The following is an 18,117-nucleotide window of genomic DNA, read 5'->3' as shown; positions in this document are numbered from 1 at the left end:
CTATAAAGTGACCAATAAAACCGGGATATCACCAAGGATTGTTTTTCCCACAACATGATTCCTGTGGGATGCGGAAAGGACTCAAAACCAGCGCCCCTTGCTGGTTGCGACTCAGAACTATAAAGGACGGATGCTCAATCACTATTTATGCAGTGTTTTCTGCATGGGTTGTTGCGTCAATTAGAACTGGAAGGAAGTATCTATGGTAGATAGAGAGCAAAGTTCGCAGGGTTTGTATACTCCAGAACTGGAGCATGACGCCTGTGGTATTGGTTTTGTTGCTCACCTGAAAAACCGTAAGTCTCACCAAGTGGTCACACAGGCTCTTGAGATGCTGGCGCGAATGGAGCACCGCGGCGGCCAAGGTTGTGATCCATGTAGTGGTGACGGCGCGGGCATTCTGCTGCAAAAACCTCATGAATTTCTTTTAGAAGAAGCGGTTAAGCTTGGACTCAAGCTGCCTTCTTTTGAAAAATACGGTGTCGGGGTGGTATTGTTCCCGAAAGACGAGTACAAGCGTGAACAGTGTCGCGATATTTTACAGCGCAATGCCAAGCGTCTCGATCTCGACATTTTAGGCTACCGTGTCTTACCGACCGACAATTCGATGATCGGCGCTGACCCACTTAGCACAGAGCCTCAATTTGAGCACGTTTTTATCTCGGGTGGCCCGGGCTGCACACCGGAAGAGTTGGAGCGTAAACTGTACGTGCTGCGCAACTACACGGTGCGCGTCTGTTTAGAAAGCGTCTCGAACATCGGCGATGATTTTTACATCAACTCGATGTCGTACAAGACGCTGGTTTACAAAGGCCAACTGACCACAGAGCAGGTACCTCAGTACTTTTTGGATCTGCAAAACCCAACCATGGTGACGGCGCTCGCTCTGGTTCACTCGCGTTTCTCTACCAACACTTTCCCGAAATGGCGCCTTGCGCAGCCTTTCCGCTACATCGCGCACAACGGTGAGATCAACACAGTACGCGGCAACCTGAACTGGATGAAAGCGCGTGAAGCGATCTTAGAATCCAAGCTCTTCACTCAAGCAGAAATCGACATGCTGCTGCCGGTATGCCAAGAAGGTGCATCGGATTCGGCCAACTTCGATATGGTTCTGGAGCTTTTGGTACTTTCTGGCCGCAGCTTGCCACACGCCTTGATGATGATGATCCCAGAAGCGTGGCAGGAAAACAAAGCCATGGACCCAAAACGTCGCGCTTTCTACCAATACCACGCCAACATTATGGAACCGTGGGATGGCCCAGCGTCTGTCTGTTTCACCGACGGTGTTCAGGTGGGTGCGACGCTCGATCGTAATGGCCTTCGCCCTTCTCGCTATACCGTGACCAAAGACAACATGCTGATCATGGCGTCAGAGTCTGGCGTAGTCGAAGTGCCTGCGGAAAACGTCGAGTATCGTGGCCGCTTGCAGCCTGGACGCATCTTTGTCGCCGATCTCGAACAGGGTCGCATCATTTCAGATGAAGAAGTGAAAGACTCCATCGCCAACGCGCAGCCTTATGAACAGTGGGTACAAGACAACCTGCTGAGCTTAAAATCGCTGCCGGATGCCGACAACGTCCACAGCCAACCTTCGCCAGAGCGTCTGCTGCATCGCCAACAAGCCTTCGGCATCAGTGCGGAAGAAGTAAACGAAATCATTCTGCCGCTGGCACAAACAGGTTACGAGCCGCTGGGTTCGATGGGCGCTGACTGGCCGGTAGCGATTTTGTCGCACCAATCGCAGCATCTTGCCAACTACTTTAAGCAGTTGTTTGCTCAGGTGACTAACCCGCCGATCGACCCGATCCGCGAACGTATGGTGATGTCGCTCAATACCTACATAGGTAAAGATCAGAACCTATTGGCGGAATCGCCAGTTCATTGCCGTAAAGTGGAGTTGGAATCACCCGTTATCTCCAACGCCGAGCTAGAAAAGCTGCGCGCAATTGACAACGAGCATTTACAAGCTAAAACGCTGGATATCGTTTTCCAAGCCAGTGAAGATGCGGGCAAACTGGAGCGCGCGCTAAAACGTATTTGCCAGTACGCCGAAGATGCGGTAATCGACGGTTACTCAATTATTTTGCTGACAGATCGCGCGGTAAACTCCAACCACGCCGCCATCCCTGCCATGCTGGCGGTAGGCGCTGTGCACCATCACCTGATCCGTAAAGGCCTGCGTGCCAAATGCGGCATCGTGGTCGAGACTGGCGACGCGCGTGAAACGCACCACTTCGCCACACTGGTCGGCTACGGTGCCAATGCGGTGAACCCATATCTGGTCACCGAAACCATCGTTGATCTGCAACGTCGTAAAAAACTGGATGCCAGCGTGTCGGTTGAGCAGTACTTCAACAACTACCGCAAGGGGGTTAACGGCGGCCTGCTGAAAATCTTCTCCAAAATGGGCATCTCCACGCTGCAGTCTTACCACGGCGCGCAGATCTTCGAAGCGCTTGGCATCAGCAAAGCGGTGGTCGATAAATACTTCACCGGAACCGTCACCCGTATTCAAGGTTTGACGCTCGATGACATCGCCAAAGAAGTCTTGGTGCGTCATCGTGTTGGTTACCCTACTCGTGAAATCCCAGTCCAGATGTTGGATGTCGGCGGCGTGTATCAGTGGAAACAGCGTGGCGAAAAACACCTGTTCAACCCTGAAACCATCCATTTGCTGCAACATTCAACGCGCAACAAAGACTTCCAAGAATTCAAGAAGTACGCCGCTGCGGTCGATAGTCAAGGCGACAAAGCGGTCACGCTGCGTAGCCAACTTGATTTTGTCAAAAATCCTGCCGGCTCTATTCCGATTGAAGAAGTGGAACCGATTGAGAGCATCGTTAAACGCTTCGCCACAGGGGCGATGTCGTTTGGTTCGATCTCTTACGAAGCGCACTCCACTCTTGCCGTTGCCATGAACCGTCTTGGCGCGAAATCCAACTCGGGTGAAGGCGGTGAAGATCCGATCCGTTTTGAGCCAAGAGAGAATGGCGATTCCGAGCGTTCAGCCATCAAGCAGGTTGCTTCTGGCCGTTTTGGCGTCACCTCTTACTATCTGACCAACTCAGATGAAATCCAGATCAAGATGGCGCAAGGCGCGAAACCGGGTGAAGGTGGTCAGTTGCCTGGCGATAAAGTCGATGATTGGATCGGCGCAACGCGTCACTCCACTCCGGGAGTGGGCCTGATTTCGCCACCGCCACACCACGACATCTACTCGATTGAAGACTTAGCCCAGCTGATCTTTGACCTGAAAAACGCCAACCGTAAAGGTCGCGTCAACGTCAAATTGGTCTCTGAAGCGGGTGTTGGCACCATCGCCTCGGGCGTTGCGAAAGCCAAGGCCGATGTGGTGCTAATTGCAGGCCACGATGGCGGTACGGGCGCATCACCGATCTCTTCGATTCGTCACACTGGTCTGCCGTGGGAACTTGGCCTAGCTGAGACGCACCAAACGCTGCTGAAAAACGGCCTGCGTAACCGTATCGTGGTACAAGCCGATGGCCAGATGAAAACCCCGCGCGACATCGCGATTGCGACTCTGTTGGGTGCTGAAGAGTGGGGTGTTGCGACCGCGGCTCTGGTGGTGGAAGGCTGTATCATGATGCGTAAATGTCATAAGAACACCTGTCCTGTCGGCATTGCCACGCAAAACAAAACGCTGCGTGAGCGTTTCGACGGCCGTGTAGATGACGTCGTGACCTTCTTCCAGTATATGGCGCAAGGGCTACGTGAAATCATGGCTGAACTTGGCTTTCGCACCATTGCAGAGATGGTCGGTCAAGCGCATAAATTGAAAGTGCGCGACAACGTTGCTCACTGGAAATACAAAAACTTGGATCTCTCTCCTGTGCTGTTTATTGAGCAGCCACGCGAGCAAGACGGCATCTACTGTCAAACTCAGCAGAACCATCACTTGGAAGCGGTACTGGATCGCCAACTGATCCAAGCGGCGCAACCTGCGCTGGAAAACGGCCAAGCGGTACAAGCCGAGTTTCCGATCATCAATACCGACCGCTCGGTTGGCACCATGCTGTCGAACGAAATCTCCAAAGTGTATAAAGATCAAGGCTTACCACAGCCGATGCAGGTTAAGTTCACTGGCAGTGCAGGGCAATCTTTCGGCGCATTCCTTGCCAAAGGCGTGAAGTTTGAGGTAGAAGGCGATGCCAACGACTACTGGGGTAAAGGCCTGTCGGGCGGCACATTGGTGCTCTACCCTGACGCCAACTCCACGCTCGTGGCAGAAGACAACATTATTGTCGGTAACGTCTGTTTCTACGGTGCGACGTCTGGTGAATCTTACATTCGCGGCTTAGCGGGTGAACGTTTCTGTGTGCGTAACTCCGGCGCGAAAGTGGTGGTTGAAGGTGTCGGTGACCACGGCTGTGAATACATGACCGGCGGTGTGGCGCTGATCCTTGGTTCAACCGGGCGCAACTTCGCCGCAGGTATGAGCGGTGGCGTGGCCTACGTTTGGGACAAGTCGGGGGATTTTAACTCGAAACTTAACCCAGAATTGGTCGACCTCGATCCAATCGAACAAGAAGACAAAGACCTGCTACTGGAGATGCTGACCAAGCATGTTCAATTCACAGGAAGTGAAGTGGCTCAGTCTTTCCTTGATAACTTTGAAAGCAGCTTGAAATCCTTGGTGAAAGTGATGCCACGTGATTACAAAGCGGTGCTGAAAAAGCGCAAGGCAGAACAACAAGAAGCGGAGGCCGTGTAAATGGGTAAGCCTACTGGATTTTTAGAGTTTGGTCGTGAACTGCCGAAGAAAATTGACCCAGCAGTTCGTATCCAAAACAATAAGGAATTTGTCCTAAACAGCGATTTTGGCAACAAAATCAATACACAAGCATCACGTTGTATGGATTGTGGCGTGCCGTTTTGTCATAACGGCTGCCCGATCGGTAACATCATCCCAGAATTTAATGACGCGGTGTACCGTGATAGCTGGGAAGAGGCGTGGCAGATCCTAAGTTCGACCAATAACTTCCCTGAGTTTACCGGTCGTGTCTGCCCTGCTCCGTGTGAAAGCGCCTGTGTGCTTGGCATCAACCAAGATCCGATCACCATTTGTAATATCGAAAAAACCATCGTGGAAACGGCGTATCGTGAAGGATACGCCAAACCGAAAACCCCTCGTTCACGCACGGGGAAAAAAGTCGCGATCATCGGCTCTGGCCCTGCGGGCCTTGCGGCTGCCGAGCAGCTCAACAGCGCGGGCCATTTTGTCACTGTGTTTGAGCGCGACGAAAAGGTCGGTGGTTTGCTGCGCTTTGGGATTCCCGATTTCAAACTGGGCATGGACATCATCGATCGCAAAATCGATCTAATGGCACAAGCTGGTGTTGAATTTAAAGTCAATCAACACGTTGGCGTTAACGTCAACGCGCAGCAAATTCGCCAAGAGTACGATGTGGTGCTGCTGACGGGTGGCTCGACCGTGCCGCGTGATCTGCCCATCCCGGGTCGCGAGCTGAATGGCGTCTATTTTGCGATGCAGTTTTTGGCGCAAAACAACCGCCGCGCGAACAACATGGATCTCAAAGGGGAAGAGATCCACGCAGCTGGCAAGCATGTGGTGGTGATCGGCGGTGGTGATACCGGCTCTGACTGTGTCGGCACCTCAAACCGTCACGGCGCCGCCAGCATCACGCAAGTGGAAATCATGCCGATGCCACCAGAAAAACGCCCTGCCAATATGCCTTGGCCGCAATATCCGATGATTCTGCGTACATCGACCTCGCATGAAGAGGGTTGTGAGCGCCATTGGAACATTTTAACCAAGGAATTTATCGGCAACGAGCAGGGGCAAGTCACTGGCCTGCGCCTCGCTGATATTGTGTGGAAAGAGGCCGCCCCAGGTGAGCGCCCTAGCTTTGAAGAAGTGGCAGGCAGCGAACGTGTGATACCTTGTGACATGGCGTTTCTGGCTATGGGTTTCCTCCATCCAGAGCCTCACGGCGTTCTTGCCCAACTGAATGTGGCGCTTGATGAGCGTGGCAACGTCGCCACTCAAGATTTCCAGACCAATCAACCAGGCGTTTTTGCCGCCGGTGATATGCGTACTGGCCAATCTTTGGTGGTACGTTGTATCAACGAAGGGCGCGAAAGTGCTCGCGCTATCGATGCTTACCTCATGGGTAACACCAACTTAGAAGCCAAAGCCGATTCACTGATGCTCTCTGCTGGCTGATAAACCAACTGGTATCAGGCGGTGCACGCAAAACACCTGCCTGATACCGGTAACCAATACGCAATCCTTCCAAACTTTTCTTATTGACCAGCATTTTATGCTGGTCTTTTTTCTGCCTACGAAATTCCTTATGTTGCAAAAATGTAACATCACAAAAACTATCTGATTGAATTTAAACATTTTATTTAGACCATTACTTGGTAAATCCCACGCTAACGTGATTTTTCACTAACAACTTGACCTTTTTCACAATAACCTATACGTTGTGAACTCAATGCAAAATAATGCATTACTTTTTGTTAAAATTTTCTAACAGTTTTGGTGCATTAATATACAAAATAGAACAATTTAAATGCATAGTTAGTCATCTATACCGCCAAACTTTATGCTGGTATTTCTGTCCGGAAGACAGAGAAGCAAAGGGAGAATTGCAATGGCTCTTTATGATCCAAGCCTGGAAAAGGACAACTGTGGCTTCGGCCTAATCGCCCACATGGAGGGTGAGCCAAGCCATAAACTGGTTCGTACCGCGATTTCCGCACTCGATCGTATGACCCACCGTGGTGGCATCGCCGCTGATGGCAAAACTGGCGACGGCTGCGGCCTGTTACTACAAAAACCGGATTCTTATCTGCGTCTTATCGCCAAAGAACAAGGCTTTAACCTCGGTAAACAGTATGCCGTAGGTATGATTTTCTTCAGCCAAAATCCGGTTAACGCGCAATCGGCACGCGACATCATTAATAAAGAACTGGCTAAAGAGACCCTCACCGTAGCGGGTTGGCGCAAAGTGCCGACCAATCCAGCGGTACTCGGCCCGATTGCCGCAGCGTCCTTACCTGATATTCAACAAGTGTTTATTTCTGCGCCCGCTGGCTGGCGTGAACGTGATATTGAGCGCCGCCTGTATATCGCTCGCCGCCGTATTGAGAAAAAGATCAGCGACGATAAAGATTTCTACATTTGTAGCCTCTCGACGCAAGTGATGGTGTACAAAGGGCTGTGCATGCCTGCCGACTTGCCACGTTTTTATCTCGATCTGGCCGATCTGCGAATGGAATCGGCTATCTGTTTGTTCCACCAGCGCTTTTCGACGAACACGCAACCTCGTTGGCCGCTGGCTCAGCCGTTCCGCTATCTGGCGCACAACGGCGAGATCAACACCATAGAAGGCAACCGTCAGTGGGCAAGAGCGCGTGCGTACAAGTTCGCGTCGCCGCTGCTGCCTGATCTGCAAAGTGCTGCGCCGTTTGTCAACGAAACGGGCTCCGACTCTTCCAGTCTCGACAATATGCTGGATCTCTTCTTAGCTGGCGGGATGGATATCTTCCGCGCCATGCGCATGCTGGTGCCGCCTGCGTGGCAAAACCACCCCGATATGGATGAGGATCTGCGCGCCTTCTACGATTTCAACTCCAAACACATGGAACCGTGGGATGGCCCGGCCGGGATCGTGCTCTCCGATGGCCGCTACGCCGCGTGTAACCTTGACCGTAATGGCCTGCGCCCTGCGCGCTACGTGATTACCAAAGACAAACTGATCACCCTCGCCTCCGAAGTCGGTATTTGGGACTACGCCCCGGATGAAGTGGCGGAAAAAGGCCGTGTGGGACCGGGCGAGTTGCTGGTGATTGATACTCGTAAAGGCAAATTGTGGCAATCGAGTGAAATCGATAACGATCTCAAAAGCCGTCACCCTTACCGCCAGTGGATGGAACACAACGTTCGCCGCCTGACGCCATTTTCTGAGCTCGCAGAAGATCAGGTCGGTGAGCGCAGCTTTGATGAGGATCTGCTGAAGACCTATCAAAAGCAGTTTGCCATGAGCAACGAAGAGGTTGACCAAGTGCTGCGCGTGCTGGGCGACTTGGCACAAGAAGCTGTCGGTTCGATGGGCGATGATACGCCGATGGCGGTGCTCTCTTCCAAAGAGCGACTTATTACCGACTATTTCAGACAAAAATTTGCTCAGGTGACCAACCCACCGATCGATCCGCTGCGTGAGCAGCACGTGATGTCGCTGGCCACCAGTATCGGCCAAGAGATGAACGTCTTTTGCGAAACCGACGGCCACGCCCACCGCGTCACTTTTGACTCGCCAGTGCTGCTCTATTCCGACATGCAGCAGTTGCTTGAACTGAGCGACGATCACTACCGCAACACCATCTTGGACATTAACTACGATCCGGCTGAGAAAGATCTGCAGCAGGCGATTGTGGAGCTGTGTGATCAAGCGGAAAAAGTGGTGCGTGAAGGCACCGTATTGCTGGTACTTTCAGACAGAGCGCTGGTTGCAGGCAAACTGCCTATTCCCGCAGCGATGGCCGTAGGGGCAGTACAAACTCGCCTCGTTAACGCCAACTTACGCTGTGATGCCAACATCATCGCCGAAACGGCAACCGCACGCGACCCACATCAATTTGCCGTGTTACTCGGTTTCGGCGCGACCGCGGTTTACCCCTACTTGGCCTACGAGACGCTGGGCAAATTGATCGATGATGGCGCGCTGGATAAGAGCTATCGCGAAGTGATGCAAAATTATCAGTACGGCATCAATAAAGGTCTGTATAAGATCATGTCGAAAATGGGCATTTCCACGGTCGCTTCGTACCGCTGCTCACAGCTGTTTGAGGCAGTCGGTCTGAGCCGTGACGTGGTGGAGCTGTGCTTTAAAGGCGTCACCAGCCGTATTGAAGGGGCGAACTTTGCCGACTTCCAACAAGATCTGTTTAACCTATCGCGCAAAGCGTGGACCAAACGTAAGTCGATGGAACACGGCGGGCTGCTGAAATACGTGCACGGCGGCGAGTATCACGCTTACAACCCAGACGTGGTGGGCACGCTGCAAACCGCAGTGAAATCCGGTGACCAAGGTGACTATCAGCACTTTGCCAAGCAGGTGAATGAGCGCCCGGTGGCGATGCTGCGCGATATGCTCAAACTCAAACCGAGTGCAACACCACTGCCACTGGAGAAAATCGAGCCGAGTACCGAGCTGTTTAAACGCTTCGATTCGGCAGCGATGTCGATTGGTGCTCTAAGCCCAGAAGCGCACGAAGCTTTAGCCACAGCGATGAACCGCCTTGGCGGGTACTCCAACTCGGGTGAAGGGGGCGAAGATCCACGCCGTTTCGGTACAGAGCGCAACTCGCGCATCAAGCAGGTCGCTTCTGGCCGATTTGGGGTAACACCACACTATCTGACTAATGCTGACGTGTTACAAATCAAAGTCGCGCAAGGGGCGAAACCGGGCGAAGGTGGCCAATTACCGGGCCACAAAGTCACGGCGGAAATCGCCAAGCTGCGCTACTCGGTGCAAGGCGTAACGCTGATTTCGCCGCCGCCACACCACGATATCTATTCGATTGAAGATTTGGCGCAGTTGATCTTCGACTTGAAGCAGGTCAACCCGCAAGCGCTGGTATCGGTCAAACTGGTTTCTGAGCCGGGAGTTGGCACGATCGCGACTGGTGTTGCCAAAGCCTACGCCGATCTCATCACCATCTCAGGCTACGACGGTGGTACTGCGGCCAGCCCACTCACCTCGGTGAAATATGCGGGCAGCCCGTGGGAGTTAGGTCTGGCGGAAACTCAGCAAGCACTGGTTGCCAACGGCTTACGCCATAAGATCCGTCTGCAAGTCGATGGCGGGCTGAAAACGGGTCTGGATGTGATCAAAGGGGCGATCCTCGGCGCTGAAAGTTTCGGTTTTGGCACCGCGCCTATGGTGGCGATGGGCTGTAAGTTCCTGCGTATTTGTCACCTGAACAACTGTGCCACCGGCGTTGCCACGCAAGATGAGACGCTGCGTAAAGAGTACTTCAAAGGGCTGCCAGAAATGGTTATGAACTATTTCATTGGCTTAGCGGAAGAAGTCCGTGGCTACTTAGCCGAACTCGGCGTCGAAAAACTGACTGACCTGACTGGCCGCACCGATCTTTTACAAGCAGTCGAAGGCATGACAGCCAAACAGGCCAAGCTGGATCTCTCCGGCATTTTGGAAGCGCCAGTGTCACCGCAGGGCCACCCACTTTACTGGACACAGCCGAATACACCGTTTGACCAAGGCATTCTTAACCAGAAGATTGTCGCCGATGCGCTCGAAGCGGTTGAACAGCGTCAATCCGCCAGCTTCTTCTACAAAGTGATCAACACCGATCGCTCGGTCGGGGCGCGCTTATCTGGAGAGATAGCCAAACGCTACGGTAACCAAGGCATGGCAGCCTCACCGATTAAGATCTACCTTGATGGCACCGCAGGCCAATCCTTTGGTGTGTGGAACGCAGGCGGGGTTGAGCTTTACCTGACTGGCGATGCCAACGACTACGTCGGTAAAGGCATGGCGGGCGGCAAAGTGGTGATCAAGCCGCACATGGGTACTGCATTTAAATGCCATGAAGCCACCATCATCGGCAATACTTGTCTCTACGGCGCAACGGGCGGCAAGCTCTTCGCGGCGGGTAAAGCGGGCGAGCGTTTTGGCGTGCGTAACTCAGGCACTATCAGTGTGATTGAAGGCGCTGGTGACAACGCTTGTGAGTACATGACAGGCGGCATTGTGGCGATATTGGGCGCGACGGGGGTCAACTTTGGCGCCGGTATGACGGGCGGCTTTGCCTACGTACTGGATACCAATCAGGACTTCCAAGGCCGCGTGAACAACGAGTCGGTTGAAGCTATCTCCCTGTCGGATCTTTATATCCATCAGGAACATCTGCGCGGTTTAATTGCCGAGCATCTTGAAGAGACAGGCTCGACCCATGCGGAAGATATTCTGGCTAACTTTGATGAATGGATTCCTAAGTTCTACTTGGTGAAACCCAAGGCCGCCGATTTAAACACGCTGCTTGGTCACCAGAGCCGCAGTGCGGCAGAACTTCGCGTGCAGGCCCAATAGTCAAGGAGGAGACGAACATGAGCCAGAATGTATACCAATTTATTGATGTTCAACGCGTCGATCCGGCTAAGAAGCCTTTGCAGATCCGCAAGATTGAGTTTGTTGAAATTTATGAACCGTTTACTAAGCAGCAAGCCACCGCTCAAGCGGACCGCTGCTTGGACTGCGGGAACCCGTACTGTGAATGGAAATGTCCCGTGCACAACTACATCCCGCAGTGGTTAAAACTGGCCAATGAAGGGCGTATTTTGGAAGCGGTTGAGCTGTCGCATCAAACCAACAGCTTGCCTGAAGTGTGTGGTCGCGTCTGCCCACAAGATCGCTTGTGCGAAGGGTCGTGTACGCTCAATGCCGACTTCGGTGCAGTCACCATCGGCAATATTGAAAAGTACATCACTGACAAAGCTTTTGAGATGGGCTGGAAGCCTGACATGTCCAAAGTAGGATGGACCGACAAGAAAGTAGCGATCATCGGCGCTGGCCCGGCAGGTCTCGCCGCGGCGGACGTACTGGTGCGCAACGGGGTGAAACCAGTGGTGTTTGATCGCTATCCAGAGATCGGCGGCCTGCTCACCTTTGGCATTCCTTCATTCAAGTTGGAAAAAGGGGTGATGGAAAATCGCCGTCGCGTGTTTAGCGAAATGGGCGTTGAGTTCCGCCTCAACGTGGAAGTGGGCAAAGATATCCAGATGCAACAGCTGCTCGATGAGTATGACGCGGTATTTCTTGGTGTCGGCACCTACAAATACATGCGCGCAGGGCTGAGTAACGAAGATGCCTCTGGCGTGTATGACGCGCTGCCATTTCTTATCTCCAATACTTACAAAGTGATGGGGCTTGAGCACGATAAGCCGTTCATTGATATGGCTGGCAAAAACGTGGTGGTGCTCGGCGGGGGTGATACTGCGATGGACTGCGTGCGCACGTCCATTCGTCAGGGCGCTTCGCGGGTTATCTGTGCTTATCGACGTGATGAGGAGAACATGCCCGGTTCTCGCCGTGAAGTGAAAAACGCCAAAGAGGAAGGGGTTGAGTTTATGTTCAACCTCCAGCCACTCGGCATTGAAGTGGATGCGGCAGGATCGGTCACCGGTGTCAAAGTGGTGCAAACCGCGCTGGGGGAACCCGATGAAGCGGGACGCCGTCGCCCAGAGCCCGTTGCGGGCAGTGAGCATATTCTGCCTGCTGATGCGGTGATCATGGCATTTGGTTTTCAGCCGCACCAGATGAGCTGGCTGGAACCTTATGGCGTCGAACTCGATCAGTGGGGACGCATTAAAGCGCCAGCGGATCAATCGTTTAAGTTTCAAACCAGCAACGGCAAAATCTTTGCCGGCGGCGATGCGGTGCGAGGTTCCGACTTAGTCGTGACTGCCATCGATGAAGGTCGCAAAGCCGCTGAAGGGATCCTTGACTACTTAGAAGTCTAATTCTGGATGTAGAAAAGAGGTTGGTGATGGACACCAACCTCTTTTGTTTTAGACTGAATAGATTCACTTAACGTCGCTATCTCTCAATGCGAGGTACCAATATGAAACCAGCCGTTCTTCTCACCTTCTGCCTTTGTGGGCTAACGGCCTGCGCAACCGGAGTCACGCCTATGATGGACCGAACCGCTTCCCCTTGTGGCGATAAGCCAAACTGCGTTTCTACACAAGAAAATCGCGACAAGTTTCGCCTTGAGCCTTTTGTTCTCAAACCACAGGCAACCTTGGCTCAGATAGAACAAGTTGCCTTACAGCTTCCCGGAGCCAAAAGCGCACAGCAGCAAGAAAATTATCTGCGCATCGAATGCACTTCACGCGTATTTCGTTTTGTCGATGATTTGGAATTGAAAATGGATGGCAAGCAACTTTTGGTACGCTCAGAATCTCGGGTAGGCTATTCTGATTTTGGTGTCAACCGTAAGCGAGCCGAGCAGTTGAGAGCCTTGCTACAAGAGGCCGGATTGATCGAATAAACGGCCAAACCAGACGGACCCAACAGACTGTACTTATTGTCAGAGAGCTTTGCTATACTCACGCCCATTCAAATGTTGAACACAAGAGATTGATATGAAAGTTGGTATTATCGGTGCAATGCAACAAGAAGTTGCCATTCTTAAAGACGCGCTGCAAAACGCAAAAACAGCCAGTAAAGCAGGCTGTACCTTTTATTCAGGTCAGATCAACGGCGTTGAAGTGGTGTTGCTGCAATCGGGTATTGGTAAAGTGGCAGCAGCCATTGGCACAACGATTCTGCTCGATGAATATCAACCTGACGTGGTGATCAACACTGGCTCGGCTGGTGGTTTTGACGCTAGCCTCAACTTGGGTGATGTGGTGATCTCCAGCGAAGTTCGCCACCACGACGCCGACGTCACGGCATTTGGCTACGAAATTGGCCAGATGGCAGGCCAACCAGCGGCTTTTGAAGCCGATGAAAAGCTGATGAGCCTCGCGGAAAAAGCGCTGGCGCAAATGGAAGGTCAACACGCGGTGCGCGGCTTGATCTGTACAGGCGATGCGTTTGTCTGCACCGCAGAGCGCCAGGCTTTCATTCGTAGCCACTTCCCAAATGTGATTGCCGTTGAAATGGAAGCCTCAGCCATTGCCCAGACTTGCCACCAGTTCAAAGTGCCGTTTGTGGTCGTGCGCGCCATCTCAGATGTGGCGGATAAAGAGTCGCCAATGAGTTTTGAAGAGTTTCTCCCATTGGCGGCACAAAGCTCGTCGCAAATGGTCTTCAACATGCTGTCGCTGATCAAATAATCGCACGCGTTCATGGAAGAACTGTTTAAGCCACTCTATGCCAATGGCGCGCTCCTCATTATGTGGGGCGCGCTGTTGTTTCATTTGCTTCTGCCTATCCCCCGTGCTTCTCATCCGGTCAGGCTATGGCACAAATTCGCCCAACTGTTGGCGGAGAAAGTCAATCGTCCCGACAGTTACACACAAAATCAACTCTCCGGCACCCTTGCACTACTACTGATGCTGTTGCCATGTTTAGTGCTACTCGTCGCCCTGCAGCCTTTAGTGTGGCAAACAGAGCTGTTTGAGCTGGCGCTGCTGCTCTTGGCGCTTGACTGGCGTAGCAACGAAACACTGGCCAGGCAATTGATGCGCGCGATGGCCAATGAAGACAAAGTAACAGCCCGTGAGTTACTCACCCCGTTTCTCAATCGCGAAACGCGCACTCTTTCTCTGCTTGGATTGGGCAAAGCGGGCGCAGAGACCGTCATTCTGGGTTATGGGCGTAATGTCATTGGCGTGTTTTTTTGGTTTGCGATCGGCGGCGGTATCGGCGCCTTGATGTATCGACTCACCACAGAGCTCGCCCGCGCTTGGTCACCCAGTCGCCAGCACTATTCCCCCTTCGGCCTCTCTGCCGTTCACTTGACCGCCTTGTTGGATGTTATCCCGCTGCGCCTATTTGCCCTGTTGTTGGCTTTAGGAAAAAATGCCGCCATTGCGTTAAGTGGCATCAAACAGCAAGCACCATCGTGGCCGCTCCCCGGCCCTGGCTGGCTGCTGTGCGTTGTGGGCAACAAATTGCAACTCTCGCTGGGCGGGCCGGCGATTTATGCTGGTCGAAAAACCGAGCGAGCCAAAATTGGCGGCCGAATTGCCCCTTCCGCACTGCATATTGACCAAATCCAAACGCTGCTGGCGTGGCGAATTTTTGTCTGGTTGCTGCTGCAAAGCCTGATTCTTGGCCTGATCTATCAAGGAATATAATGACTGTCGTGCGCCCTGCTCTTTTGATTCTGTTCTTCCTTTTATGCACAGTGAAAACCACTTTCGCCGAGCCAGCCAAGCGGGTGATCAGCCTTGCCCCCCACGCCACAGAACTGGCGTATGCGGCAGGGCTTGGAGAACAACTAATTGCCGTTAGCGAAATGAGCGACTACCCGCAAGAGGCTCAAAAGCTGGAAAAGATCGCCAACTACAAAGGGATCAAACTTGAACGCATCATCGCCTTGCAACCGGACTTGATCATTACTTGGCCGGCTGGCAATCCAGCCAAAGAATTGGAAAAATTGCGCCAATTTGGCTTTCACCTCTACGAATCGAAAACCGAAAGCTTGGCCAACATCGCCAACAATATCGAACAGCTCAGCCAGTACAGCGCCAATCCACAACAAGGGCGCGAAGAGGCGGCGCGTTTTCGCTCTCAACTAAATAGACTTAGCAAAAAATATCGCAGCAGTGAAAAGGTGCGTTATTTTTACCAGTTGAGTGAAGCGCCGATCATCACGGTTGCGGGGAAAAACTGGCCCAGCGAGGTGTTTACTTTTTGTGGCGGGGAAAACATCTTTGCCAATGCAGCGTCACCTTATCCGCAAGTGAGTGTCGAGCAAGTCGTGCTGCGAAAACCACAGGCGATGTTCGCCTCAGAGCACACCATGCGCGATGGGGGCATGTGGGACGCATGGCGAGATGAGATCCCTGCGCTGCAAAATGGTCACTCTTGGCAGCTCAATGCCGACTGGCTCAATCGCCCGACGCCAAGAACATTACTCGCGATTGAACAGGTATGTGAACACTTTGCCACCATCCACGGAAATCGCTAACGTTTGGCAAAAAAATTTCGTACAATTTGCCCCCAATTTTTCCTTCCCTTGCATTTATAAGGTATCGAGTAACATGGATTCCATGCTGCTGTATTTTATTGATTTATTTGGTACCGCCGTATTTGCGGTTTCTGGTGTGTTACTCGCTGGACGACTGAAAATGGACCCGTTTGGTGTGGCGGTGCTGGGCAGTGTCACGGCCATCGGTGGCGGCACAATCCGCGATATGGCGCTGGGCGCCACGCCAGTGTTTTGGATCAAAGACACGACCTATCTGTGGGTGATTTTTATCACCTGCTTACTCACCATGCTGCTGGTGCGCCGCCCAAAACGCCTCTCTTGGTGGATTTTGCCCGTGTGTGATGCGATTGGCTTAGCGGTGTTTGTCGGCATCGGCGTAGAAAAAGCCTTAGCCTATCAAGACTCAGGAATGGTAGCGGTGATCATGGGCGTGATTACGGGCTGTGGCGGCGGCATTATCCGCGACGTGCTGGCGCGTGAAATCCCTATGGTGCTGCGCAGCGAGGTGTACGCTACCGCCTGTATCATCGGCGGGGTATTCCACACGGTTGCCTTGAGCATGGGCTATGATAACTCCACCGCTTTTTTAGCCGGGGTGATTTCCACTTTAATCATTCGCCTAGGCGCGATCCGCTGGCATTTGTCGCTACCGATTTTTGCCATCAACCGCTAATCATCAACTGCGAATCCTTGGCCGCCATAGTGGGCGGCCCTATGGGTGCACTCTCTTTATTTCGCTGGTCGCTTGGCATGTCGCTTTCTCTCAGTTACAGTGAATCACCTATTCCCAATATTCATCACCGACTATGCTGTTAGAAGGCATCGAAACGCTGTTAGTCCTCAGTAAAGAAAAAACCATGAGCCGCACAGGCAGCCAGCTGTATATCAGCCAGTCTGCCGTGAGTAAACGCATTGCCAATCTGGAAAAGAAACTGGTGGTTCCTGCTGGGCGACACATCAAACTCACCGCCGAAGCCGAGCAGTTGATCGCCAATATCGGGCCGACATTCAATGAGTTGCGCGGCCTGATCTTTGAGCAGCAAGCGCTGGAAGATGATACCCTGATTCGCCTCGACTGCTCAGAAACTCTGGTCGCTGGCTATCTAACTCAGGTGATGGGCGTGTACCGCCAGCGCGATCCCCATTTCACCATCACCACGCACCATACGCCGCGCATTGTCGAACAGGTTCAATCGGGCAAAGCCACGCTGGGGCTTTGCGCCGGCTATCTGCCGGGTAACCATGGGTTGATGACGCTGCATCTGTTCGATGAGCCATTTTACATTGTCAGTCGCCAGCCATTGAGCAGCTTGCCAAACGAAGTGGTGACCAACGACTTGGCCAACCCGGCTAACACCTATCAGGCCGCCATCCTCGCTAGGCTTGGCATCAATCCGGTGATGGAAATGGACTCCTACACCGCATCTGCGCAATTGGCATTGGGTGGCATGGCCCCAGCCCTCGTGCCCCTTTCCATCGTCAATGCGCTCAAAATCGAGTCGCAATACTGCTTTGACTTTGCCGAATTAGCACCGTTGTTTCGCCCGATCCACATTTGTCTTCGGGCCACCAGCTACCGCTCGCCGCGTGTTAGAACATTGATAGAAACGATTGTGAGTGCTGTTCCCACAGCAGCTTAAGTGCCATCAGCATCGACATGGTAATCACCAGAGGACGGATCCATTTTTGGCCTTTGGTGACCACAACTTTCGCGCCCATACGAGCGCCGATAAACCCACCGACCGCCATCGTCAGACCAATTTGCCAAATAGGCAGGCCTGCAATCAAAAAGAAAGTCAGCGCAGCAATATTGGAGGTGAAGTTGAGCACTTTAGTACGCGCGGTCGCATCGACTAGGCTGAAATGCCCCAACACCACAAAACAGACGGTAAAAATGGAGCCAGTCCCCGGCCCAAAAAAGCCATCATAAAAGCCAATCCCACCACCGACGCATAAGGCAAATAACGCTTCCGGCAACGGTTTTTTACCTGAATCGGCACGAGTCTGCGGAGCCAGCAGAAAATAGAGCGAAATAGCGATCAGCAGCAACGGGATCAAGCTGGTCAGTAGCGACGCATCAAACTGTTGCACCAACTCAGCACCCATTGCTGAGCCAATAAAGGTGCACACGATCGCCAGGCGCATCTCTTTAAGGCTGACAATACCGTTGCGCACGAAATACCAACTGGCGGAGAAACTACCGAAGGAACTTTGCAGCTTATTGGTGGCTAATGCCTGAGTCGGAGGCACTCCCGCCGCTAATAGTGCTGGCAAGGTTAGCAAACCACCGCCGCCTGCCATCGCATCAATAAAGCCAGCCAAACCCGCGACTAAAAACAGTAATCCTAAAACTTCTAACGAGACTTCCATGATCTTGCGAATCAACCACTGAGTAAAACGACAAAGTAGCACCGACGGCGCGGTTACAACAGCGAAACA

The 18,117-nt window shown here is 52.7% G+C and carries 11 protein-coding genes; 10 read left to right on the top strand and 1 reads right to left on the bottom strand.

The features are described 5' to 3' along the window. Positions 1-202: 202 nt before the first annotated feature. The 10 genes from gltB (EA26_RS03225) to EA26_RS03180 all read left to right on the top strand — a co-directional run bounded on the left by gltB (EA26_RS03225) (position 203) and on the right by EA26_RS03180 (position 17,318). Positions 203-4,735, top strand: coding sequence for a glutamate synthase large subunit (gltB, locus tag EA26_RS03225; RefSeq protein ID WP_039424045.1), 4,533 nt, complete (start codon positions 203-205; stop codon positions 4,733-4,735). Next, positions 4,736-6,208: a glutamate synthase subunit beta gene (locus tag EA26_RS03220; protein ID WP_039424042.1), complete on the top strand. Its 1,473-nt coding sequence runs from the start codon at positions 4,736-4,738 to the stop codon at positions 6,206-6,208. Between the two features lie 433 nt (positions 6,209-6,641). Further along, a complete protein-coding gene (gltB, locus tag EA26_RS03215) occupies positions 6,642-11,105 on the top strand; it encodes a glutamate synthase large subunit (RefSeq protein ID WP_039424039.1) in 4,464 nt (1,487 codons plus the stop codon). Positions 11,106-11,122: 17 nt separating this feature from the next. Then, complete coding sequence (locus EA26_RS03210; protein ID WP_039424037.1) at positions 11,123-12,535, top strand: glutamate synthase small subunit GltD family protein; 1,413 nt, start codon at positions 11,123-11,125, stop codon at positions 12,533-12,535. Positions 12,536-12,636: 101 nt separating this feature from the next. Continuing rightward, positions 12,637-13,065: a DUF1499 domain-containing protein gene (locus EA26_RS03205; RefSeq protein ID WP_039424034.1), complete on the top strand. Its 429-nt coding sequence runs from the start codon at positions 12,637-12,639 to the stop codon at positions 13,063-13,065. Between the two features lie 94 nt (positions 13,066-13,159). Continuing rightward, positions 13,160-13,855: a 5'-methylthioadenosine/S-adenosylhomocysteine nucleosidase gene (gene mtnN, locus EA26_RS03200; RefSeq protein WP_039424029.1), complete on the top strand. Its 696-nt coding sequence runs from the start codon at positions 13,160-13,162 to the stop codon at positions 13,853-13,855. A gap of 12 nt (positions 13,856-13,867) precedes the next feature. Then, complete coding sequence (locus tag EA26_RS03195; protein WP_039424026.1) at positions 13,868-14,821, top strand: cobalamin biosynthesis family protein; 954 nt, start codon at positions 13,868-13,870, stop codon at positions 14,819-14,821. Next, positions 14,821-15,657 carry a vitamin B12 ABC transporter substrate-binding protein BtuF gene (gene btuF / locus EA26_RS03190; protein WP_039424023.1) on the top strand — a complete coding sequence of 279 codons (837 nt, stop codon included), beginning with the start codon at positions 14,821-14,823 and terminating at the stop codon, positions 15,655-15,657. The genes EA26_RS03195 and btuF overlap by 1 nt, the downstream gene beginning before the upstream one ends. Before the next feature lie 73 nt (positions 15,658-15,730). Further along, a complete protein-coding gene (locus EA26_RS03185; RefSeq protein WP_039424021.1) occupies positions 15,731-16,351 on the top strand; it encodes a TRIC cation channel family protein in 621 nt (206 codons plus the stop codon). Between the two features lie 133 nt (positions 16,352-16,484). Next, positions 16,485-17,318 (top strand): LysR family transcriptional regulator, encoded by an 834-nt coding sequence (locus tag EA26_RS03180; protein ID WP_039424019.1) that lies wholly within the window; start codon positions 16,485-16,487, stop codon positions 17,316-17,318. Here the strand turns inward: EA26_RS03180 and EA26_RS03175 are convergent. Continuing rightward, a complete protein-coding gene (locus tag EA26_RS03175; RefSeq protein ID WP_039424017.1) occupies positions 17,269-18,048 on the bottom strand; it encodes a TSUP family transporter in 780 nt (259 codons plus the stop codon). The genes EA26_RS03180 and EA26_RS03175 overlap by 50 nt on opposite strands. Positions 18,049-18,117 lie beyond the last annotated feature (69 nt).

Origin of the sequence: Vibrio navarrensis (assembly GCF_000764325.1) — a bacterium.
Classification (GTDB): Bacteria; Pseudomonadota; Gammaproteobacteria; order Enterobacterales; family Vibrionaceae; genus Vibrio; species Vibrio navarrensis.
Note: the sequence above shows the minus strand (reverse complement) of the source record. Positions and strands in the feature narration are given on the sequence as shown.

What these genes read in the sequence shown, in the direction of transcription:
- EA26_RS03210 (WP_039424037.1), top strand. Translation starts at nt 11,123, where the DNA reads ATGAGCCAGAATGTATACCAATTTATTGATGTTCAACGCGTCGATCCG.
- EA26_RS03185 (WP_039424021.1), top strand. Translation starts at nt 15,731, where the DNA reads ATGGATTCCATGCTGCTGTATTTTATTGATTTATTTGGTACCGCCGTA.
- gltB (WP_039424045.1), top strand. Translation starts at nt 203, where the DNA reads ATGGTAGATAGAGAGCAAAGTTCGCAGGGTTTGTATACTCCAGAACTG.
- EA26_RS03175 (WP_039424017.1), bottom strand. Translation starts at nt 18,048, where the DNA reads ATGGAAGTCTCGTTAGAAGTTTTAGGATTACTGTTTTTAGTCGCGGGT.
- btuF (WP_039424023.1), top strand. Translation starts at nt 14,821, where the DNA reads ATGACTGTCGTGCGCCCTGCTCTTTTGATTCTGTTCTTCCTTTTATGC.
- EA26_RS03180 (WP_039424019.1), top strand. Translation starts at nt 16,485, where the DNA reads ATGCTGTTAGAAGGCATCGAAACGCTGTTAGTCCTCAGTAAAGAAAAA.
- EA26_RS03205 (WP_039424034.1), top strand. Translation starts at nt 12,637, where the DNA reads ATGAAACCAGCCGTTCTTCTCACCTTCTGCCTTTGTGGGCTAACGGCC.
- gltB (WP_039424039.1), top strand. Translation starts at nt 6,642, where the DNA reads ATGGCTCTTTATGATCCAAGCCTGGAAAAGGACAACTGTGGCTTCGGC.
- EA26_RS03195 (WP_039424026.1), top strand. Translation starts at nt 13,868, where the DNA reads ATGGAAGAACTGTTTAAGCCACTCTATGCCAATGGCGCGCTCCTCATT.
- mtnN (WP_039424029.1), top strand. Translation starts at nt 13,160, where the DNA reads ATGAAAGTTGGTATTATCGGTGCAATGCAACAAGAAGTTGCCATTCTT.
- EA26_RS03220 (WP_039424042.1), top strand. Translation starts at nt 4,736, where the DNA reads ATGGGTAAGCCTACTGGATTTTTAGAGTTTGGTCGTGAACTGCCGAAG.